The sequence below is a fragment of the Iodobacter arcticus genome, from assembly GCF_042664895.1.
Lineage (GTDB): Bacteria > Pseudomonadota > Gammaproteobacteria > Burkholderiales > Chitinibacteraceae > Iodobacter > Iodobacter arcticus.
Map to the genome: position 1 here is coordinate 305,898 of NZ_JBHTBQ010000033.1, position 20,547 is coordinate 326,444.

The 20,547-nt window shown below is 51.4% G+C and carries 19 protein-coding genes; 5 read left to right on the forward strand and 14 right to left on the reverse strand.

Annotation, left to right across the window (positions count from 1 at the left end):
- Positions 1-82 precede the first annotated feature (82 nt).
- From ACFQNF_RS15375 to ACFQNF_RS15390, 4 genes are all read right to left on the reverse strand, one after another.
- Positions 83-1,015 (reverse strand): exopolyphosphatase, encoded by a 933-nt coding sequence (locus ACFQNF_RS15375; protein ID WP_380188808.1) that lies wholly within the window; start codon positions 1,013-1,015, stop codon positions 83-85.
- Between the two features lie 22 nt (positions 1,016-1,037).
- Complete coding sequence (locus ACFQNF_RS15380) at positions 1,038-1,988, reverse strand: SPFH domain-containing protein (RefSeq protein ID WP_380188809.1); 951 nt, start codon at positions 1,986-1,988, stop codon at positions 1,038-1,040.
- Positions 1,988-2,413 (reverse strand): NfeD family protein, encoded by a 426-nt coding sequence (locus ACFQNF_RS15385; protein ID WP_380188810.1) that lies wholly within the window; start codon positions 2,411-2,413, stop codon positions 1,988-1,990. The genes ACFQNF_RS15380 and ACFQNF_RS15385 overlap by 1 nt, the downstream gene beginning before the upstream one ends.
- 219 nt (positions 2,414-2,632) lie before the next feature.
- Positions 2,633-3,106, reverse strand: a complete 474-nt coding sequence (locus tag ACFQNF_RS15390) for an Lrp/AsnC family transcriptional regulator (RefSeq protein ID WP_046352850.1) — start codon at positions 3,104-3,106, stop codon at positions 2,633-2,635.
- Between the two features lie 156 nt (positions 3,107-3,262).
- On the opposite strand from ACFQNF_RS15390, the gene ACFQNF_RS15395 reads away from it, so the two are divergent.
- From ACFQNF_RS15395 to ACFQNF_RS15410, 4 genes are all read left to right on the forward strand, one after another.
- Complete coding sequence (locus tag ACFQNF_RS15395) at positions 3,263-4,048, forward strand: phenylalanine 4-monooxygenase (RefSeq protein WP_380188811.1); 786 nt, start codon at positions 3,263-3,265, stop codon at positions 4,046-4,048.
- 82 nt (positions 4,049-4,130) lie between these two features.
- Complete coding sequence (gene hppD / locus ACFQNF_RS15400) at positions 4,131-5,213, forward strand: 4-hydroxyphenylpyruvate dioxygenase (RefSeq protein WP_380188812.1); 1,083 nt, start codon at positions 4,131-4,133, stop codon at positions 5,211-5,213.
- A 192-nt stretch (positions 5,214-5,405) separates the two neighbouring features.
- Positions 5,406-5,801: a DUF4280 domain-containing protein gene (locus ACFQNF_RS15405; RefSeq protein WP_380188813.1), complete on the forward strand. Its 396-nt coding sequence runs from the start codon at positions 5,406-5,408 to the stop codon at positions 5,799-5,801.
- Positions 5,802-5,896: 95 nt separating this feature from the next.
- Positions 5,897-6,166, forward strand: a complete 270-nt coding sequence (locus ACFQNF_RS15410) for a hypothetical protein (protein ID WP_380188814.1) — start codon at positions 5,897-5,899, stop codon at positions 6,164-6,166.
- 245 nt (positions 6,167-6,411) lie between these two features.
- Here the strand turns inward: ACFQNF_RS15410 and ACFQNF_RS15415 are convergent, their stop codons facing one another.
- From ACFQNF_RS15415 to ACFQNF_RS15430, 4 genes are all read right to left on the reverse strand, one after another.
- A complete protein-coding gene (locus ACFQNF_RS15415; RefSeq protein WP_380188815.1) occupies positions 6,412-6,930 on the reverse strand; it encodes a toxin-antitoxin system YwqK family antitoxin in 519 nt (172 codons plus the stop codon).
- 254 nt (positions 6,931-7,184) lie between these two features.
- Entirely contained in the window at positions 7,185-9,191 is a 2,007-nt protein-coding gene (locus ACFQNF_RS15420) for a type VI secretion system Vgr family protein (protein ID WP_380188816.1), read from the reverse strand.
- Positions 9,192-9,224: 33 nt separating this feature from the next.
- Positions 9,225-9,650, reverse strand: coding sequence for a hypothetical protein (locus tag ACFQNF_RS15425; RefSeq protein ID WP_380188817.1), 426 nt, complete (start codon positions 9,648-9,650; stop codon positions 9,225-9,227).
- The gene (locus ACFQNF_RS15430; protein WP_380188818.1) at positions 9,617-10,078 is read right to left on the reverse strand and encodes a transposase; all 462 of its coding nucleotides are present in this window, start codon (positions 10,076-10,078) and stop codon (positions 9,617-9,619) included. The genes ACFQNF_RS15425 and ACFQNF_RS15430 overlap by 34 nt, the downstream gene beginning before the upstream one ends.
- A gap of 450 nt (positions 10,079-10,528) precedes the next feature.
- Here ACFQNF_RS15430 and ACFQNF_RS15435 point away from each other — a divergent pair, with 450 nt between their 5' ends.
- Positions 10,529-12,121, forward strand: coding sequence for an FAD-binding oxidoreductase (locus tag ACFQNF_RS15435; RefSeq protein WP_380188819.1), 1,593 nt, complete (start codon positions 10,529-10,531; stop codon positions 12,119-12,121).
- Between the two features lie 165 nt (positions 12,122-12,286).
- Here ACFQNF_RS15435 and ACFQNF_RS15440 read toward each other — a convergent pair whose 3' ends face one another.
- From ACFQNF_RS15440 to ACFQNF_RS15465, 6 genes are all read right to left on the reverse strand, one after another.
- On the reverse strand, positions 12,287-12,973 hold the full coding sequence (locus ACFQNF_RS15440; protein WP_380188820.1) for a hypothetical protein: 687 nt from the start codon (positions 12,971-12,973) through the stop codon (positions 12,287-12,289).
- 34 nt (positions 12,974-13,007) lie between these two features.
- Positions 13,008-15,572 carry a type VI secretion system ATPase TssH gene (tssH, locus tag ACFQNF_RS15445; RefSeq protein WP_380188821.1) on the reverse strand — a complete coding sequence of 855 codons (2,565 nt, stop codon included), beginning with the start codon at positions 15,570-15,572 and terminating at the stop codon, positions 13,008-13,010.
- Positions 15,569-16,663: a type VI secretion system baseplate subunit TssG gene (gene tssG, locus ACFQNF_RS15450; RefSeq protein WP_380188822.1), complete on the reverse strand. Its 1,095-nt coding sequence runs from the start codon at positions 16,661-16,663 to the stop codon at positions 15,569-15,571. Before tssG ends, tssH begins: the two co-directional genes overlap by 4 nt.
- Before the next feature lie 566 nt (positions 16,664-17,229).
- Positions 17,230-19,017 carry a type VI secretion system baseplate subunit TssF gene (gene tssF / locus ACFQNF_RS15455; protein WP_380188823.1) on the reverse strand — a complete coding sequence of 596 codons (1,788 nt, stop codon included), beginning with the start codon at positions 19,015-19,017 and terminating at the stop codon, positions 17,230-17,232.
- A gap of 346 nt (positions 19,018-19,363) precedes the next feature.
- The gene (tssE, locus tag ACFQNF_RS15460; RefSeq protein ID WP_380188824.1) at positions 19,364-19,810 is read right to left on the reverse strand and encodes a type VI secretion system baseplate subunit TssE; all 447 of its coding nucleotides are present in this window, start codon (positions 19,808-19,810) and stop codon (positions 19,364-19,366) included.
- Between the two features lie 220 nt (positions 19,811-20,030).
- The gene (locus tag ACFQNF_RS15465) at positions 20,031-20,531 is read right to left on the reverse strand and encodes an Hcp family type VI secretion system effector (protein ID WP_046352862.1); all 501 of its coding nucleotides are present in this window, start codon (positions 20,529-20,531) and stop codon (positions 20,031-20,033) included.
- Between the last annotated feature and the right edge of the window lie 16 nt (positions 20,532-20,547).

Sequence of the window (20,547 nt, forward strand, 5' to 3'; positions counted from 1 at the left end):
AAAAACGTTATGAGGGAAACGCATGGATAAAACGCCGTGCTGCGTGAGTACATGGTGCGTACTCACGCAGTAATCCTACAAATCAGCCGTCCGCTGTAATTTTAAGTACCAGCTCTCGCAGCACACGGTTGGCGTCTTCGTTTGCTACTTGGCAAGTGCCTGCATTTTCGTGGCCGCCGCCGCCGTATTCCAGCATCAGCTCACCAATGTTCGTTTGCGAACTGCGGTTAATAATTGATTTGCCAGTGGCATAAACGGTATTTTGCTGGTGCAAACCCCACAGCATATGAATCGAGATATTGCATTGGGGATAGAGCGCATAAATCATAAAACGATTGGTGGCATAAATCGTTTCTTCATTGCGTAAATCAAGGACAACCAAATTATCGTAAATACGGCTGCAGTTAATCAGCTGCTCTTTGGCTTGCGGAGCGTGCTCAAAATAAACTTCGATACGCTCTTGAATATCAGGCAGGCCAAGGATGTCGTCAATGCCATGGTTGCCACAGTATTTAATTAAATCCATCATCAGCTGGTAATTGGAAATTCGGAAATTCTTAAAGCGCCCCAAGCCTGTACGTGAATCCATTAAGTAATTAAGCAGCACCCAATCTCTGGGGGTGAGGATTTCTTCACGGGTAAATTCGGCCGAATCGGCTTTATCTACCGCAATCATCATCTCCTCGCTGATTTTAGGGAAGGCACTTTTGCCGCCGTAATAGTCATAGACCACACGGGCGGCAGAAGGCGCTTTGGGGTCGATAATATGATTGGTTTTTTCACCCACGGTACGAATCGTTTCGGACAGATGATGATCAAAAGAGAGGTAAGCATCTGCCACATAAGGCAAATTGGTGGTGATGTCGTTGGCGGTAATGGCGATTTTCCCATCCTGCATATCTTTAGGATGTACGAATAAAATATCGTCAATCATATCAAGCTCGGTTAATAGCACCGCGCAGACTAAACCATCGAAATCACTGCGGGTGACGAGGCGGTATTTGGGTTCTGACATGGCGCTATTTTCCTTCGGTAAATTAAGGCTGTACTGGGGGTTTAATCACGGACATTGCGGTAGCAACCATGCCCGCCACATCGCTGGCATTGGCGGGCAGCAGCATGGTATTGCCTTCTTTAGCAATATTGGCAAAGGCCGCCACATATTGCTCGGCTACTTTTAAATTAACCGCTTCTAAGCCGCCTGGTTGTTTAATGGTTTGTGCCACCATATGAATGGCTTCGGCTGTGGCACGGGCAACTAAGCGTAGTGCTTCGGCTTCACCTTCTGCCTGATTAATGGCAGCTTGTTTTTCACCTTCAGAAGCATTAATGGCTGCCTGGCGCTCGCCTTCGGAGCGCTGGATAGAGGCTTCGCGCTGGCCGGTGGCTAAGTTGATTTGTTCTTGCTTTACCCCTTCAGATTGCGCAATACGGCCACGCTTTTCGCGCTCGGCAGTAATTTGCTGCTGCATAGAGTGCAAAATTTCTTTAGGCGGGGTGAGGTCTTTGATTTCGTAGCGCAATACTTTTACGCCCCAGCTGCGTGCTGCTTCATCAAGCGCATTCACAACCGCAGCATTGATGTCGTCCCGCTCTTCAAAGGTTTTGTCGAGCTCTAACTTGCCGATCACAGATCGCAGCGTGGTTTGCGCTAATTGCATAATTGCCATCACGTAATCCGAGGTGCCATAAGAAGCCAGCTTGGGATCGGTAACCTGATAATACAAAAGGCCGTCGACTTGCAGCTGGGTATTGTCCTTTGTAATACAAATTTGCGATGGCACATCGAGCGGAATTTCTTTAAGCGATAGGTTGTAAGCAACGCGATCGATAAAGGGCACAATAAAGCTCAACCCCGGTTGCAATACGGCGTGAAATTTACCAAGGCGTTCAATAATCAGGGCGTGCTGCTGCGGCACCACTTTGAATGTTTTGGCGATAAAAATAACAGCGATAACTAAGAAAAAAAGGGGAAATCCGAATTCCATTAGGAGTGCCTTAGTGGTGAGTGGTTAAGAATAAGCGAGTTGCCTTGGGTGGCAATAATCAGGTAATCGTTTTGGCCGGTTTCAGAGTCGGTAGCCAGCTCCGCATCCCATAATGTGCCGCGGTAGCGAACCCGGGCGCGTCGTTCGCCCTGCCATGCCACGATCTCGACATGCTGGCCAATATCACTGCTGATCTCAGCAGGGGCGCTGGTGTGCTGGCGCTGCCAGCGCCGCAAAATGGCGACAGCCACAAGGCCGATCAGGCCAGCGCTAAGGGCTTGCACAGTAAAGCTAAAGCCCAGCCATGCGGCTAAAGCGGCACTGGCTAAACCGATTGCCACAGCCAGTAAGTAAAAAGTGCCTGTCAGCATTTCTAACCCGGCAAGCAGCAATGCAGCAATCAGCCAGAGGGTTTGTAAACTCATACGAGGTATCTTTTGATATGAATATCTGCTTTGGTATAGCCGAAATACCTAGGCTCTGGCAAGCAGCAAGGAAGACTTCCATCAGCTTATTGATGGAAAACAGACAGTATGTAAGCTTTTGATGACGTTTGTGTTTTGTTTTTGCTGTAAGTAATGAGGGAGTGAATGGGGCGTGCTGAGTAGGGGTGGAACAGCTCCCTACCCAACACGCCCCATGTCTTATGGATTCAGATGGCTTAAAGGCAGGTTGGTGGTGTTTTTAAATTCTTTTAACACAAAGCTTGATTTGATATCGGCAATGCCGGGGTGTTGCAGTAGCTGCCCCATCACAAATTTAGAAAAGTGCGTCATGTCTTCAAAATACACCTGCAGCAAATAATCCATCTCGCCGGTCATGGCATAACAGTTGACCACTTCAGGCCACTCTTGGATGGCAGAGGCAAACTCCTGTAGATGACTATGCCCGCGTTTTTCCAGCGAAACACGGATAAAAGCCTGTAAACCAAGGCCAATTAAAAGTGGATCCAAAAGTGCAACATATTTGCGAATAACGCCACTATCTTCGAGCTGTTTGAGCCGTCGCAAGCAGGGAGATGGGGATAAAGCGATGATTTCTGCCAGCTCCACATTGCTTAATCGGCCATGTAACTGAAGCTCGTTAAGAATTTTAATATCAGTCCTATCTAGTTCCATGGTGTTATCTCCCCTTCTTTTATGTTTAATTGGTGTTAAATTGCATAAATATTTATTTTATTGGCATTTTAGAAACAAAATTGCTCGCCACTTTTTGTAAAATGAAAAGCTAGTGTAGAGCAGTTGCTGTGAAAAATACCATTTAGGAGAAGTCTTGTGTATACCGATGAAGCAGCAACCCTACGTGCTGATATGCAATTGTCCGTGCCGGACGCCGTGTTAGACATCCATTCTTACCCAATTCCGCAATACACCGACGTTGAGCATCAAACATGGGCCACCCTGATTGCTAATCAACAAGCGGTTTTGCCGGGCCGCCTTTGCCATGCTTTTTTAGAGGGCATTGAGAAAGTGGGATTTCCCTGTGACCGTATTCCAAGCCTGGTGGAAATCAGCGACAAAATAGAAGCGCTCTCTGGTTGGAAACTCACCCGTGTATCGGGCATTGTGCCGGATGAAGATTTTTTTAAATTATTAGCCCAGCGTATTTTTCCCTCGACCGATTTTATTCGTAAGCCGGATGAAATTGGCTATACCCCTGCGCCTGATATGTTTCACGATTTATTGGGGCATGCGCCACTCTTGGTTCACCCTCGTTTTGCTGCTTTCTTTGAAGCATTTGGCAAGGCCGGTGTGCGCGCTTTTGAGTTGGATCACCCCGCTAAAGTGTGGTTGCCGCGCCTTTATTGGTACACGGTTGAATTTGGTTTAATTCAAGAGGCCAATGGCCTGCATATCTTTGGTGCGGGTATTGCATCGTCCCCACAGGAAGTGATGTTTAGTTTGTCTGATCAAACACGTAAACGCGCTTTTGATATAGAAAAAGTGGCAGAAACCGCATATGACATCTGGCATATGCAGGAAGATTTATTTGTAATTGAAAGCTTTGATGCATTGGAAAACGATTTTTCAAAATGGACCGCTAAGCACGGTCTAAATTAACCCGATATGGCGATGCCGTGGTGATATTTTATAAATAGAATCACGGCATTTTTATATTCGGGTTTCACCTATGGAGAGATAGATGAAAATGGAAAAACCAAGCATTAACCCACTTGAAACCAATGGTTTTGAGTTTGTTGAATACACAGGCAATACTCAGGAAGCATTAGATAATCTGAAGGCCTTGTTTATATCATTGGGTTTTGTGGAAATTGCGCGACACAGAAGCAAAAACGCCAGCTTATTCCGCCAAGGTGAAATTAATTTCATCGTCAATGGCGAGCCAACACAACCTGCTAGTCAATTTGCCGCCATTCATGGCCCGTCCGCTTGTGCGATGGCTTGGCGCGTAGCAGATGCAGATCGTGCGTATCAATATGCGATTGCACATGGCGCTAAGCCTTATAACCGCCCGATTGGCTTTATGGAACTCAATATTCCTGCGGTGGAAGGGATTGGCGGCTCGGCGCTGTATTTTGTTGATCGCTATGGCAAAGACCAGAATATCTATGATGTTGATTTCGTGCCGCTCGAAGGCGTGGATCAATATCCAGCGGGTGTTGGCTTATACGAGGTTGATCATCTTACTCATAATGTAATGCGCGGCAATATGGATGTCTGGTCGGGCTTTTATGAAAACATCGCTAATTTCCGCGAGATTCGCTATTTCGATATCGAAGGCAAGCTGACTGGCCTCGTTTCCCGCGCCATGACCAGCCCTTGCGGCAAAATCCGTATTCCTATTAACGAATCGTCTGATGATAAAAGCCAGATTGAAGAATTTCTGCGCCAGTACCAAGGTGAAGGCATTCAACATATCGCGATGGCCAGTAACGATATTTTCGCCACAGTAGAAGCATTAAAAGCCAGTGGCACACGTTTCCTAGATACGCCAGATAGCTATTTCGATCGCACTGATGCGCGCTTGCCAGGCCATGGTGAAGATTTAGAGCGTCTGCGCAAAAACCGTATTTTGATTGACGGCGCGCCAACTGAAGGCGGCGGCATTTTGCTGCAAATCTTTACCGAAACTGTGATCGGGCCGATTTTCTTTGAAATTATTCAACGTAAAGGCAATGAAGGTTTTGGCGAAGGCAACTTTAAAGCGCTGTTTGAATCGATTGAAGATGATCAGGTTCGTCGTGGTGTATTAAGCGCAGAGTAAGTTTTTTGCATGTATTAAAAACCGCCACACGCGATCGTTTGTGGCGGTTTTTTATTTTTAAATCTGACTTTTGCTTTCATTTGCCGATAATAAGGAAGTGTAGGGCGGGAGCAAGCCGCGAGCAATGCTGAAAAATACGCGGGTTTCACCCTCCCTACAGGTATTGCAAATATTTGCATGTAAGGAGAAAAAATGGGTAGCCCACAGGTTTGCAGCGGTGCCTCTTTGCAATGCAGCTTTGGCGCAGCGCCCGGCACTTTGATTGTGTTGCCCCTTAATCAGGTGATGGTGGGGGGCATGCCTGCGGCTAATTTGATGGATTACATTCCCATTGTGAATGTCGCCCCTTTTGGCACTTGCATGAGCATGGCCAACCCTACTGTGATCGCCGCCACGGCCGCGGCTTTGGGCGTGTTGACGCCTATGCCTTGTATCCCGATGACCGTTGCACCGTGGATACCCGGCGGCGCGCCAACGGTCTTGGTCGGGCCTATGCCTGCGCTTAGTGCGAGCGGTACTTTGATGTGTACTTGGGGTGGGGTCATTAAAATTGCGATGGCGGGGCAAATGCAGGATTTGGTGCCTTGATGGGGCGTGTATGGATTAACTGCTTTGACCCGATGGCTGTGCATCTCTGCATTGCCATGCCACAATAGCCAGCCCAAAAAAGCCTTACTTACTTTATGCCTACAACAAATCCATTTAGTCAGCTTAATCTCAATCCAGACGAGCAGCGTGTCTGTGCTTTGCTGCAAAAACAGCGCCAATGCACCAGCGTTGAGCTAATCAGCAAGGCCAAGGTCATCAACCCCAGTGCGGTGATTGATGGCATTAATCAGCAGCTGCTAGCTGCCAATAGCCAGTGGCTGATTCAATGCAGTGCAACACGCAGCACAGGCCGCCAATCGGCCGCGCCTGTTGGCTATTATCGCTTGCTTAAAAAGCTATTTTAGTTTTTTGCCTGTTTAAATCATCGGTGGATATAGCTCAATCTTATCAAGGTAAGCGCAAAGCAAAGTTTGGTTTTATGTAGGGTGTGCAAGGCGTTTTTCTTGCGCACCGCTCTATGCGCTCCGTACGTCGTTGTACATCCTAGAAACTACAAGCATTAAATCATCGTAGGGCGGGTGCAACCCGCGTATTGCTCCGCCCTAAGAATACACAAGCGAAAGCAGCTAGGATTCGAGTAAACCGTACCCTATGTTTTTAGCCATGTTTTTATTTTAGATATGGGCTTGCCATCTTCCCCAAGCAGTTTGCCGTCGCTTGCAAACTGCTGAACTTCTTCGTCGCTTAGCCCGTTTTTAAAATGCTGACGCTCGGCAATTTGCCCATTGGGGTGAAAGCGCAGCTGCTCACCGTGTAGCAGCCCTGTTTGGTAGTGCTCCAGTTGTGCGACTTTGCCATTATTAAAATAATTTTTACATACGCCTTGCAATTGCCCCTGCTGGTAGCCGCATTCACGCTGCAAAGCGCCTTGTGACGAGAAAAATTTGGCTGGGCCGTGCAAGAAGCCTTTTTGAAAATGAAGCTGTGCCGAAATCTTGCCATTGGGGTGCATCATCAGCATCGGCCCGTGCAGCTCGCCCTTTTTATACTGCATGGATGCGAGGGGTTTTTTTGCATCCAGCACCTTAAACGGCCCATCCAGCGCGCCTTCATTCATTGCGCCACTCAGCTTGCTGCTACCGCGTTCTAGTTCAAAGGGTTGGGGCATGTGATCTCCATGTTTGAGCAACGGCGGGTTTCACCCGCCCTACAAAACCTCAGTAGGGTGGGCACGTCCTTGTGCCCACAATAGGCATCACTAAAGACAAAACTTAGCAAAAAAGCTGATTTTCATAGGGTGTGCAAGTCGTTTTTCTTGCGCACCGTTTTTTGGTGCGCAACGACTGCGTCGTTGTACACCCTATAAAACCGTGTTCTCTGTGGTTCAAGATTTGGGTTTTATTTTTAACTCACCAGAAAGCATCAATTAATCTTCACCAGCCCGCCCTTAATGGTCAGCATGCCGCCACCGTCGACGGTTTGTTCTGCACCGCCTTTGTTCATCAGACTAACACCGCCGTCGTTGGTGAGGGTGGTGCCGGCTTTGTTATCCAGCGATGTGCCTGCCTGATTGGTTAGTGCCGTGCCGGCTTTGTTGGTGAGTGATGTGGCTGCCTGATTGGTGAGGGCTGCGCCGCTTTTGGCGGTGTAGGCGCCGCTGCTTTCTATGTTGATGGTGCCGCTGACTTTAATGCTGAGATCACCGTCAACAGTGATGGTGTAATTGCCTGTGACTTTTTGCTCCAGATTGCCGCCCACTTCACGCGTTTCATCGCCGCCTGCTTTCACGCTGCGTTTACCTTTGATGTCGGTGGTTTCGTCGCCTGTGCTTACCGTTAGCGTGCGATTGCCTTTGTCGATGGTAGTGGCGTCGTTGCCTTCCTGCACGGTGCGGGTGCGGTCGTTTTTAACGGTACGGATTTCATCGTGGCCGATGGTGTGGGTGGCGTCGTTGAGGATGTTGGTTTTAAGGTCTTTTTGCGCTTGCAGAAACACTTCTTCGGCGTCTTTTTTATCCTCAAAACGCAGCTCATTAAAGCCACCACCGCCCTTGGATGAATTGGTTTTGATGCCCGATTGCGTCTGATTGGCGGGCAGGGCGTAGGGCAGGCTGTTGTCGCCGTTGTAGACGCAGCCGGTGACGAGTGGCTTATCTGGATCGCCATCAATAAAGGTCACCACCACTTCCTGACCGATGCGGGGAATAAATTGCGCGCCAAAGGCTTTGCCGCTCCATGCCTGCATGACCCGCACCCAGCAGGAGCTGGTTTCGTCTTTTTTGCCGTCCTGATCCCATGGGAATTGAATCTTGATGCGGCCATATTCGTCGGTCCAGATTTCTTCCCCTGATTTGCCCACCACCAAGGCAGTTTGCGTATGCATGCGCGGCTTGGGGGTGAGCCTTGGCGGATGGTAGGGCGTTGCTTTGGGGATGGCGCTAAAGCGATTCCGATAATGGGCATGGCTGGCGTCGTGTGTGACGGCGGTGACCACCCATTCAATATTGGCCGACGCATTATCATGGCCGCTTAACGTAAAAGTGTGGCCGGGGATCAGCCATCGGCAATCGCTCTCGCCAATAAAGCGCGTCTCTTGGCTGCGTAAACCGGCCACGCGAATTTTGCCCAGCGCGTCCCCTTTGGCTTTGGCGGTATAGCCACCCGGATGCTCGTACACCGAGCGCGCGCCATCCACCGCCTTGGTTTGCGAGTAAAGCGAAGTGCTGGCGGTGGTGAATTCGTAATCGCTGGTGTTGTAAGCGGTAGAAACCGCCTGCTGACACAGCTCGCCACTGCGGATGCCGTGCAACTCCCTTGCGCCCATATCCTGCCCCAGCCAGGCAATGGTGCTGGCGTTTGGGCAGGCGGGGAAGGCATCGTTGCTATCGGCCAGCACCAGCGTGTGCTTGCCGTCTTCATGGGTAAAAAACCAAAAAATGCCTTCGTCTTCCATCAGGCGGGAAACAAAATCAAAATCGCTCTCGCCATATTGCACGCAGTATTCGCGCGGATCATAAGTGGCATCAAGTTTCAGCGAATAATCGCTAAAGCCATGTACGGCAAACACCGCTTTTACTATATCCGGCACGCTTTTGGCCTGAAACACGCGGTTATTACTCGCCAGCGTTAGCCACCACAGCCAAGGGCGCAGCGTTAGGCTGTATTTATCCACCGTCGCGTCGCCTGGCAATTGCCGAATCTCCGCGCACAAGAAATCCAGCGGCCGCGTTTTAGTATCGTGGCGCAGGGTGGCCGTAATATGCGTGGCAATCGCCGCATCCATTGTCAGCGTTGTGCCGCTGTAGCCCGCCAGCGTAAGTGAACCAAGCTGATTCAAACCCTCATCCCCTAACACACCATCGGGGTAAAGATCCGCAAGGGCAGAGGCGGCGAGGGAGATGGAAGTGGCGGTGTCGGTGGGGCGGGTCATGGGCATCCTGTTAACTGAAAAGCTTGGAAGGGGTCAGGTCTTACATTTGACACTCACTTTGCTTTTTACGGCACGGCTGACTGTAGCGTAACTTACGCCAAAATGCGCGCCAACTTGTGTAAGCGTGTAATGCCCGCTCAAGTACGCCGCAGCCATGCTTTCGGCTCGGCTTGGGTAGTGCTCTTCGAACCATTGCAAAGGTTTAATGGGTGCTAGTTTTTGTTTTTTTGGTATATCCAGCAGCGACTGCTCTGGATCAATCTTGCACTGCATCTCTTCGACGAATGCATCGTCGCCAAGAAAAATCTGGTTTTTGAGTTGTTCCCAAGGGGAAGGCTGACCTTTTCCTGCTTGAATAAAGCGGATATAGCCTAGCTGGGCGGCTTGTCTCGTTTGGGCAAATCCACCCAATACCCAATCGGTGCTTAAGCACTCAGGCGCAAGCGCTGCACCCACCATCGCCCGATAGCTGCTCCACGGCCATTGTTCTGGCTCGTGACCATTCTTGCCCTCACGGGATTCAACACAATGTAGCGCGCAAGCTCTAATAGATAAGTGTCTTTTTGCACCAGGATGGCCTTGTATCGCCCTTGAAAGAGATGGCCCACCCGTTTGTGTGTGCGGTTAAATGATTGGGTATACGTCCCGTTTAAAAATTTCATGCCTTTCGACAGAGTGGGGCGAGTCGTTTCAATCAATAAATGATAATGATTGTCCATCAGGCAATAGGCATGGCAATACCAATTATGCCGTGCAACGGTGTCGGCAAGCAGTGTAAGAAACTCAATCCTGTCTTCATCCGTCAAATAAATAGCGGCACGCGCATTACCGCGTGCCGTAACGTGATACAGCGCCCCGGCAAACTCCACCCGCAAAGGCCGCGACATTCCGTTCTCCTTGCCTATCTAACTTAGTAATAAGAATAGATGCGGGAGGGGGAATGTCAAATGTAAGACCTGACCCCGAGGTTTTTTTCAGCCTTGTCGGCATAGCCAACTGGCAACGTTGAATATTTTTCTCTTGTAGAAATTAATGGGTAATCTTATATTAATAATTCTTATTGATATTGTTATATTAATCTCGTGTTTTTGTAATTAACTCCTTCCCATACACGGCAACACAAGCTTGGGTCTATCACTCTTTCAAAAGTCGAGCTTTTAGCCCGACAAGGCTCTGCTTGGCCTGCGTTACCGACCGACCGACTGACGACATGAATTTGATCCGCAAGCAATTCCGGCACACTTCTTGGGCGCCACATTAACAGCGAGCGGGATTGAGTTCTTTAGCTTACAAATCGACAACTTGAATATAAATTCAACCCGAATAGGAGTGACATCATGACGCAAGCACCGACTCGTGGCCGTAATCAACCGTTAATTTTGAGTGATCAGCAAGGTTTTGACCGGCGTTGGTTTGCACCAAGCTTGCAAGCCGTTTATGTGCCGACTCAATATGAGCAGGTGGCCGATTGTGTGGGGGCTGCGTTAAGCGAATATGGGCGCGATGTGAAAGTGACATCGGGCCGCCATTGCTATGAAAATTTTGTTTACAACGACAGCACCAAGGCCGTAATTGACATGTCCGCCTTGAATCAACTGGGGTTTGATGCCGAACGCAATTCTTTTTATATCGATGCCGGATGTGAAAACTGGAGCGTGTACCGTACGCTGCTCAATGGTTTTGGCAAAACCTTGCCTGCTGGCTCTTGCTATTCGGTGGGGGCAGGTGGACATATTACCGGGGGCGGCTATGGCCTGCTGTCGCGTTTGCATGGCCTAACCGTTGACCATCTCAGCGCCGTCGATATTGTCACCTGGGATGCCGCGCATGGCCGGGCGCAATTGCGCCATGTTTCCAATCAAAGCAGCAACCAAGCCGAGCGTGATTTATTCTGGGCCTTGCAAGGCGCGGGCTGCGGTAATTTTGGGGTGATTGTGCGTTATTACTTTGCCACTCTGCCCGATGCACCAGAGCATGCCACGATCTGGACTGTGGCCTGGGACTGGGACCAAATGACCGAGGCAAACTTCGCCCGGCTGCTGGCCGAATATGCTGACTTTGTCGCAACCATGCCGCTGAACGATTTCAGCTTACTCAAATTAAACCATGTGTCGGCCAAGCAAATTGGCTTGTTGCTGCAAATTGCTTCACCCGCGGGCTCCACTTTTCATCAGCATTGTCAGCATGCCCAAGCCCGCATCCAGCAGGTGCAGCAACGCTTTGACCGTATCGCCCCCACCACCGTAATTCGCCAGCCTATGGGTGGCCATCCCGGTTGGATGTCGGTGCGCCCCGCCAGCGCAGACGCCCAGCATTTAACCTATCTGGAAGCACTACAAACCCTGAATGGCTCAGGGCCAAATCAATTTGGCAAGTACAAATCGGCCTATATGAAAGCGGCCTTTCCAGAGGAGCAAGTGGCCGCGATTTACCACTGGCTTAATTACACCCCCGCTGGCATGAAAGAAAACGACCTGGCGCAAAGTCTATTGCAAGTCGATAGTTACGGCGGCGCGATCAACGAGTTGGGCAGCAGCGCAACAGCAGTGCCGCAACGCAGCTCGATCATGAAGCTGCAATACCAAACATATTGGAATAATGCCGCCTTCCCGGGCCAGAGCCATTTAGCGCAGTATCGGGAGCAGGAGCAGCTGCATTTAGATTGGATTAATGGCTTTTACCAAGCGGTGTATGCCGAATATGGTGGCACGCCCAATCCGGCCAATGACCCGCGCGGGGTTGTGGATGGCTGCTATTACAATTACCCGGACTCCGACTTGGGCACCCATACCCAAGGCGATGTGAATCAGGCGCTAGAGCTGTATTTCCTCGACAACTTCCGCAAAGGCCAGCGCAATCTGGTGCAAGTGAAGCAACAATGGGACCCACAAAATTTCTTCCACCACGCGCAGTCGATTCCGGTGAAATAAATATGGGGTAGTGCTACTTTGTAACTCCGGACAAAACATTGAGTAAATAACCGGGGTCAGAGCATGAAAATTTGTATCTTGCTCTGGCCCCAATTATTCTTGCCACGGGTTATTGAGAAGTTACGAAGAAATGTCAAATGTAAGACCTGACCCCGAGGTCTTTTTTTACAAAAAATATCCTAGACCGTCATATTGAAGACGCCCTCCGCTTTCAATTGCTTTTCGCGGGGACACGAATGACATTCCATATAATTTCCAATCAAAAGTTACTCCGATCCGTCTCAACATATGATAAGCCCACGAGATACAATTCGTCCCCATCTTCACCTGCCCACCAATTAGAGAAAAGCTACCTACTCCAGATCCATGCCCCAGCACATCCGAATGTGGCCACTCGCATTGATACAGACACATATCTATCAATCTAGCAGCTGCCCCTTCACTTATGGTTATTCTTTCAGACTCAATGATATCCAATCGCTTATTTACCTCCTTATCATACCATCTTGCGTAATCCTTAAAGCAATTTCGCTTTTCTGTAAATGAATAATGAGCATTTGAATCTCTTGGCGATGCCCCTCCACAAGAAGAAGCTTTTCCGTTGTTGTCGCAACGATACCTTTCAATTGAAGCGGTATTGCAAATTACATGCCCACTACCGCTTGATGAGTTTCGATTGCCGACCAAATGGAAAACCTCATACTCCACAGGATCCCCCCCCCCATACTTATTAATTGCAAGAAGAGCATGCCCACTACAACCATACCATCCACTTCCAGTACTATCCCCATTACTGTTGGCACCTTGAACCAAAATAGATACCCACGAATTTTCATTCAATATTTTTTTCATAATCGCTCTCCATAAATTAAATTTAATAGCCAGTCTACCCCACCACCCACTCCGCCAATTTCCCCACCACTTCTCCCATCAACACATTATCTACATCCCTCGCCCCCGCTCCCCGACATCGGGCTAATACCGCCGCCACAATCCCGCTTTCAAATTCAAAAGTTTTACCCGTCGCATCCATATAGCGTTTTTTTAATTTTTCTAATTTGGTTTTTATTATTTCGCAGAGAATGGCGTCGTCTAATGCGCGGTAGGGCACGACGGTCATGCGGGCTAAAAAGGCGGGGCGGAAGGATTGCAGCAGGGTGTGGCGCAGATCGTCGGCGAATTGGGCGGTGGCGAAAGCCTGCGGGGGCGTGTCGATAATCAGCTCGGCCCCTACATTGCTGGTGGCGAGGATGACAGTGTTTTTAAAATCGACAACAAGGCCGCTGCCGTCTTCCATCATGCCTTTATCAAATACGTTGTAAAACGCCTCCAGTACATCGGGATGGGCTTTTTCGATTTCGTCCAGCAGCACCACGCAGTAAGGTTTGCGCCGCACCGCTTCGGTGAGCACGCCGCCGCTGCCGTAGCCCACATAGCCGGGCGGTGCGCCCTTGAGCTGGCTCACGGTGTGCGCTTCCTGATATTCAGACAAATTAATGGTCACCAGATTACGCTCGCCGCCGTAGAGCGCGTCGGCCAGTGCGTAGGCGGTTTCGGTTTTGCCAACGCCGGTGGGGCCAGGAAGTAGAAACACACCAACTGGTTTGGCTGGGTCGGTCAGGCCAGCGCGGTAGGCTTGGATGCGGCTGGCGATGGTATCCAGTGCGCTTTGCTGGCCGACGATTCTTTGCCCCATGCGTTTAGCTAATGTGCGGATGGCGTAAGCTTCGTCTGCCAGCATTTTGCCAACCGGAATGCCGGTCCAGCCCGCAATCACGGCGGCGACGGTGCGCGAATCCACATGGGCGGGCACCATGGTGTCGTCTTGGCGTATGGTATCCAGCCCGCTTTCAAGGCGTTTGATGGTGGCGGGCAGGTCGATAAATAGCTCTTCTTCATCGCTGCTGCGCGGCTGTTGCTTGGATAATTTGATTAAGGCGGCGTGGGCGCTGAGCAGCTCCACCACGGCGGCTTTTTCTTCTTGCCAGCGGTTTTCTAATTCCTGAATCTGCGCTTTAAGCTGGCCATGCTCGGCCTGCAAGCCGGCGATGCGCTCCTGGTGCGGCGCGCCGGTGAGTTGCTCGCGCTCAAGGCGGTTTAGCTCGTCGTTTATGGCGTTTTGCCGGTGGCGGGCGCTTTCCAGCTGCGGTGGCACATCGTGCTGGGCCAGCGCCACACGGGCGCAGGCGGTATCGAGCACGCTGATGGCTTTGTCTGGCAATTGGCGGCCAGTGATATAGCGGTGTGATAGTTTTACCGCGTCACAAATGGCGGCGTCCAGCACATATACGCCGTGGTGCTGCTCCAGCTCGGCTGCCACGCCGCGCAGCATTTCAATGGCGGTGGCTTCGTCGGGCTCCTCTACTTGCACCAGTTGAAAGCGCCTTGCCAAGGCAGGGTCTTTTTCAAAGTATTTTTTGTATTCCAGCCATGTGGTGGCGGCGATGGTGCGTAGCTCGCCACGGGCCAGCGCGGGTTTGAGCAGGTTGGCTGCGTCATTTTGCCCTTCGGCAGCGCCTGCCCCGATCAGGGTGTGCGCCTCGTCGATAAACAAAATAATTGGCGTAGCCGAGCTTTTTACCGCTTCGATCACGCTTTTTAAACGCTGCTCAAATTCGCCCTTAAGGCTTGCCCCCGCTTGCAATAGCCCTAAATCTAGTACCAAAAGCGCTACGTTTTTAAGCGCAGGCGGTACTTCGCCTGCGGCGATTCTGAGCGCCAGTCCTTCCACCACAGCGGTTTTACCCACGCCGGGTGCGCCCACCAAAATGGGGTTGTTTTGCCTGCGCCGCAGCAGAATATCAATCGCCTGACGGATTTCGCCATCGCGTCCCACAATCGGATCAATTTTGCCCGCGCGCGCATCGGCGCAAAGATCTTGCGTGTACTGGTTGAGTACGCTGTTTTCTGGTGTATTAGGGGTGTTGTTTGGGTTTGGAGCGGCAGCGTGACCCACTTCTTTGGCAAGAGATGGCGGCGCTTCGCAGGAGGCGGCGCTCCAGTTGCTTAGCTCGCTGCGCAGCGTATCGCGGTTAATGCTGAGTAAGGAAGAGACGCCATTGAGCAGCAGGCTGCGTAGTTCTTCGTTCTCTAAAATAGCCAGCAGCAGCATGCCGGAGCGCACCCGCTGATTGTGGCTGACGGTGGCATAGACCACGGCGCTTTCTAATAGCTTAACGGTGTGCGTGGCAAAGGCCGGGGTGCGGGTGTTGCCGCGTTTAAAGCGCTCTAGCGCGGTGTTGATTTCGGCACTGAGCGCATCGCGGCTAATGCCGCAGCGCGGCAAGATGGCGGCTAGATCGCCTGCTTCAATGTCGATCAGCTCCAGCAGTAGGTGTTCTATCTCGATATAAAAATGTGTTTGCACAAGGCAGCGCTGGGCGGCGCGTTCCAGTGCTTCGCGGCAGGGCGTATTCAGCAGGGCAATCAGGGCGCTTAAATCTAGGCTCATAGGGCCGCCGTTTTAGGGGCAATCTGGCATTGCCGAGCAATAAGGGCCGATCCACCCAGCCATGTGGTTTGGCCGAGTAAAAAGGGCGTGGCGGTTTTGGATAGCGGGGTGGAATGAGGGCCGTCGCTGGCGGTTTTGGCATCGGGGGATAGTTTTAACACCAGCCTGCAGCGCATCTCTGGCCCAAAATAAAACGCTGCCAGCGCCATTAGCTTGCCGTAAAGCGTGCCGGTGGGTAGATAGGCCAGATATTTGTCTAAAGACAGCGGGCCAATGGTGAGCGTAATGCCTGCGTGCTCATCCCAAATCCTCTTCCCCGCCACGGCGTTTTGCCCCAGCGTATTATTTTTTGCTCCTAGCAGGCTAAGGTGCGATGCGGGCAGATTGCTCCATGCGCCATCAAATTGCCTGATCGTCAGCGTGTCACCCCAGTAGCTGGCGGCAAGTGCTTGAAACCCTTCTACCGAGCGGCGGCGATTAGCAAGAATGGGCACGCGCGCCAGTAAGGCCTGATCGCTAATATCCTGGCGATGATGCAAGGCTTTAGGCAGGATGCCAGCCAGTGCGCGCAGCAGCGGCTGCACGGCGCTGCGATCCGGCGCGGTAAAAGGCGCGGCAATATGGTGCTTGCCTTGCACCCGATACAGCTGGCCAAGGATACGCTGATGAAATAAATCTAAAAAAGCCGCTGGAGCATGATCTTTTTGTAAGCGCCGCCCTTGCAGCCATTCCTGATAAGCATAAGGCAGCGGGCCATCGGGGCCGCCCAGGCCAAAGTGGCAGGCTTGTAATTCAAGCTGGCTGGCGTGCGAGCGCCGCTTTACAGGCTTGCTGCTGAGGGTGAGTTTGAAGGTTTTATGGCTGGCCCTGAAGCTGAGTCTATGGTTTGTCTTGCTCAGTGTGGCCAGTGTACTGGGGTAAAACAGTGGGTAGAGCGGCCCGCTTAAACGCACCGTTTCCTGACGAGGATCCAGCCCCGTACCTAGCGGCGTTTTGCGCGGGTAGCATTTCTCCAGCAGCGCCAGCGCTTGAGCAAACTCAAAGCGATAGGGCGCAGCGAAGAGCTCGTTGATGAGGGTGTTAGCGGGCATGTTGGTTTCTGCTTTGCATGCGGCGTAGCTCATGGTTTATGGGGTGCGCATCCAGTTAGATGTTTCTCATCGGATGGCCGCGCACGTGCAAGTTTTGAATCATCGTAGGGCGGGTGCAAACCGCCGTTTTTGGTCTTTCTCGGATGTTTCGTGTTCGCTAATTAAAATCAAAAAATCTTAAAAAACCTTTTTAGTGCCTTCGGCACAGTGTTTTGGAGCGGTAGCCACCGCGGGGGCGTTCTTTTCTTGCTTCGCCAAGAAAAGAACCAAAAGAAGGCGACCCCACGAAACACGAAGGCCCCTCATCTGCGGACAATCGAGCGGCGACTGCGGAACTCGCTTCGCTCAAACAGTCCTCGCCGAAACCCCGCCCGCTTGTTCCTCGCTTCGGCGTGTTTCAAGGGGAGGATTAAAAGCCCCGTGCAGAGAGCGCGTTTTTTGCGTTTTTTCGTTGATTACATTCAAACTCAAAGCAAACCTAAAATATAAGGTTTGCTTTTAACTCCGTTTTTCTCCGTGTTCTCTGTGTTCTCTGTGGTTCAAGACTTGGGTTTTTCCATATAAATTCACAGAATCAAGGGATCCCCAATCAGTGGTTGCCATGTTTTTATTTCTCGGTCTTTTTCTACCAATACGGTGCGGATAAAGCGGTTTACGCTGGCGTATTGGGCGAAGAATTGGGCGAGTACGCCGGAGAATAAGACTCGGCTGCTGCCTGCAAACTGGCTGGCGTCTAGTTCCAGCCTGACTTCCAGCCCGTTGCGCCAGCCGCGCCATGCTTCTTGGCCGACTCGATCCACCGTGCGCTGGGTGTGGATGCTGCGAATTCCGGCTATTTGCTGTTGGGTGGCGGCGCTGTGGCCGACGTTGTAGAGGTTTAATATTTCGCGTAGCGCGGCAAGGGCTTGCGGGCCTTCGATTAAGGACAAGTGATTGAGTGAAAGCTGCGAAACCAAGCGCCATTGTGCGGCGCTGGCGTAAGGCAGCTGCGGGGTGGGCGCGGCCATTAGGCGCACTTTGGCGACAGGGCCGGGCTGCTCAAAGGCTAGCGTCGTGCCTGCTGCCAGCGATTCGGCTAAAAATCGATTCGTGCAAAGTAGCTCGGCACTCAGCGTGGGGGCGGGCGGATCGGTAGCTAGGAAATTCGCGTTCACCCAAGTGAGTAGCATGTCGCTACCGCGCCGCTGGCCTGTGCCGTCTACGCGTCTGGCGTGCCAGAAGCAGCCGTTGGCGTCAGTATGGTTTAGGCCAAAATAGCGTGGCACAATTTGCGCGCCGTAGGCTTTGCTGGCGCGTACTTGGCCGATGGCATAGATCTCGGTGGCGTGCTCTCTGTGGCTATCGGCCACGATGCGGTATTCACGCGTTTTACCGTTGGGGCGTAAAGGCTCGGAAGTGCGGGGGAATAGATTAATCACCGGCACGCAGCCCAAGGCCAAATCACTGGCTTGCAGGCTAAGGCGGCTGGCTGGGGCGGTGTTAAACGCGATAATGATTTCTAAATCTTGCTCAGTGGCGGCAGGAACGCTGATCGGCAGCTCAAAAAATGCAAACTTGGCCGGGCAGCTAAAGTATTCAAGCAGCATGCGGTGGCTGGCAAGTGCGCCGCTTTCGCTGGGTAAAAGCGCTTCATCTTCATTAAAGCCGCAGGCTTCTGGTAAGCCTTTGATGAGGGCGATTTTGTTTTTTAGTAAGCTAAACACGGCCATGCTGCGCGCGCCGAGCAAATCGTAAAGTGCTGCGGCAGTCAGCGGCGAGCCAGCCAAATGCACTTTTAACGTGTTAAGTGTAAGTGCTGGCCAGCCTTCAGCCGCATTGCAATGAATACGGATTTTCAGCGCCGATTGCGCCTTGGCAAGGCCGGTGAGTTTTTGGGTTTCTTCGGCATCCAGCAAGATGGCTTCATCAATTTGCAAAGGCCAGACAGTGAGCGGGGCGGTGGTTCTAAAGTAAATACTGTCGGTTTCCTGCTCGCTTCGCTGGTGGTTTACAAACAGCGACGTGCCGCGCTTGATTTCAAGCCCGCTATTGACATTGCCTTTGCTGGCATCAGCCTGAAAGCAGGCGATGGCGCAGGACGGCATGGGGCGGATGGCGTAGGGGTAGAGCTCTTCTAATAATGCGCTGCTCAGCTGCGAAAAATCATCATCTAACTGGCGTTGCAGGCGGGCATTTAAAAAAGCGAAACCTTCGAGCAGGCGCTCGATATGTGGATCTGGGCATTCGTATTCGGACAGCTCCAAGCGATGGGCAATCTTAGGAAACCGCTCAGCAAAATCCGCCCCGGCGTGGCGCAACCAAGTCAGCTCACGTTGGTAGTAATCAAGCAAAACAGCGTCAATTGAATCGCTCATTTAAACCTCAATGCTTCGTCGTAATGTAGGGCGCACTCGAAACGCCATATGTAGGGCGTATTTCGAAGCGCCATATGTAGGGCGTACTCGAAGCGAAGCGCAGTACGCCGTATATGCATAAGTATCAACACAACTTTAGGCGGCACTTCAGTGCAGTAGCTTCCCCCTTTGTAAAAGGGGGATTGAGGGGGATTTGCCTTTGAATGAGCGGCTGCCTTTTTGTAAAGTCATGCAATTTCAAATCCCCCCTAGCCCCCCTTTTTCAAAGGGGGGAACAAGTCCATCAAGCTTATGTAGGCGTATTGCGCTGCGCTTCGAATACGCCCTACGGCTCGCGATGCGCGCCTTATGCGTCTACTTCTTCAACACTGATCCCATCTTCTGTTTGCTTAATACACAGCACCGCCCGCTCATTTTGTGTGCCGCGTAATTCGGCGCAGATGCTGAGGGCGGCGCTTCGGCCATCGGTGCTGAATATTTCGATCTGTACGTCTTTTAGCCGTGGTTCAAACACGCTGATGGCTTGTTTGATATCGCGGATAAACTGGCGGCGGTCTGCATCAAAGCCGGTTTTAAAGCCGCTCCAGTCGGCGATGCCGTAGTCGATAATGCTGTGTTCGCTTAGTCTGGGCGCGCTTTCACGGCGGGTATTCAGGATTCGGGAAAGCTCATGGCATATCGATGCCATTACCGCCGCTTTGCCATACTGGCGGTGCGGGGTGGTTTCTGCGCTTTGTGGCGCGTCGTCTTGCAGACGCTCAAACAAAGGCACTCGAAATGGTTTGGTTTGCATAGGCCAATTAGGGCTTTAAGCGCGAATGCAGCTTGCAGTCACGCTTAAAGCCATCCTTACAATATGTGGATATTTATGCTTAGGATGAAATAAATCCCAATAAGGAACATCGTCATCCCCGAGCGTTTTTATCGGGGATCCAGCCGCGCAGCTGGATTCCCGCCAAAGACACGCGGGAATGACGACATTTCGTAGCGGGAAGTGAACACGAACCTAATTCTTAACCTTTAATCAGCTTATTAGAGGTCAAGTCCCAAGTGCTTGCTGCCGTGCCTTCTTTATCGCCGCTGTCTTTTTGCGTGGTGAGTTCCCACTTGATTTTGGTGAAGTTTAAAGAAAGCGTTTCAACCGGTTTGCCGCCTGTGCCACCGCTTACGCTGACATTGGAAATCAGCGCATTGGTGAGGGTGTAAACAATAAAGGCCACAATTTTGCCGCTATCGTCCGAGGCATTGCGGCCAATGGTGATTTTGACTTCGGGGATGTCTTTACCCGCGCAGCAGTATTGATTGAGTAGCGGGGTGGAGGCATCCACAAATTTAGTGGTGGTAAATTCGCCAATATGCGGTTTGCCCGAGGTGCGTTCAGAGTTGCTGACGTCATTGGTGACTTGCATGGCTACATTGTGGCTGTACGACATCACTTCAATTTTGTCGACATAGCCCTCGAGCATGCACTCGCCCTTAATGTCCGCACCCAAGTCGAGAATAATGGCATCCATTGTTTAAAGCTCCCTG

Bases quoted from the DNA above. Each gene is read 5' to 3' on its own strand.
- ACFQNF_RS15430 (WP_380188818.1), bottom strand. From the start codon at position 10,078: ATGTCGCGGCCTTTGCGGGTGGAGTTTGCCGGGGCGCTGTATCACGTT.
- tssE (WP_380188824.1), bottom strand. From the start codon at position 19,810: ATGCAAACCAAACCATTTCGAGTGCCTTTGTTTGAGCGTCTGCAAGAC.
- ACFQNF_RS15420 (WP_380188816.1), bottom strand. From the start codon at position 9,191: ATGACCCGCCCCACCGACACCGCCACTTCCATCTCCCTCGCCGCCTCT.
- ACFQNF_RS15410 (WP_380188814.1), top strand. From the start codon at position 5,897: ATGCCTACAACAAATCCATTTAGTCAGCTTAATCTCAATCCAGACGAG.
- ACFQNF_RS15385 (WP_380188810.1), bottom strand. From the start codon at position 2,413: ATGAGTTTACAAACCCTCTGGCTGATTGCTGCATTGCTGCTTGCCGGG.
- ACFQNF_RS15405 (WP_380188813.1), top strand. From the start codon at position 5,406: ATGGGTAGCCCACAGGTTTGCAGCGGTGCCTCTTTGCAATGCAGCTTT.
- tssG (WP_380188822.1), bottom strand. From the start codon at position 16,663: ATGCCCGCTAACACCCTCATCAACGAGCTCTTCGCTGCGCCCTATCGC.
- tssF (WP_380188823.1), bottom strand. From the start codon at position 19,017: ATGAGCGATTCAATTGACGCTGTTTTGCTTGATTACTACCAACGTGAG.
- ACFQNF_RS15425 (WP_380188817.1), bottom strand. From the start codon at position 9,650: ATGGTGGGTGCAGCGCTTGCGCCTGAGTGCTTAAGCACCGATTGGGTA.
- ACFQNF_RS15435 (WP_380188819.1), top strand. From the start codon at position 10,529: ATGACGCAAGCACCGACTCGTGGCCGTAATCAACCGTTAATTTTGAGT.
- ACFQNF_RS15390 (WP_046352850.1), bottom strand. From the start codon at position 3,106: ATGGAACTAGATAGGACTGATATTAAAATTCTTAACGAGCTTCAGTTA.
- ACFQNF_RS15375 (WP_380188808.1), bottom strand. From the start codon at position 1,015: ATGTCAGAACCCAAATACCGCCTCGTCACCCGCAGTGATTTCGATGGT.
- ACFQNF_RS15380 (WP_380188809.1), bottom strand. From the start codon at position 1,988: ATGGAATTCGGATTTCCCCTTTTTTTCTTAGTTATCGCTGTTATTTTT.
- ACFQNF_RS15440 (WP_380188820.1), bottom strand. From the start codon at position 12,973: ATGAAAAAAATATTGAATGAAAATTCGTGGGTATCTATTTTGGTTCAA.
- hppD (WP_380188812.1), top strand. From the start codon at position 4,131: ATGAAAATGGAAAAACCAAGCATTAACCCACTTGAAACCAATGGTTTT.
- ACFQNF_RS15415 (WP_380188815.1), bottom strand. From the start codon at position 6,930: ATGCCCCAACCCTTTGAACTAGAACGCGGTAGCAGCAAGCTGAGTGGC.
- ACFQNF_RS15465 (WP_046352862.1), bottom strand. From the start codon at position 20,531: ATGGATGCCATTATTCTCGACTTGGGTGCGGACATTAAGGGCGAGTGC.
- tssH (WP_380188821.1), bottom strand. From the start codon at position 15,572: ATGAGCCTAGATTTAAGCGCCCTGATTGCCCTGCTGAATACGCCCTGC.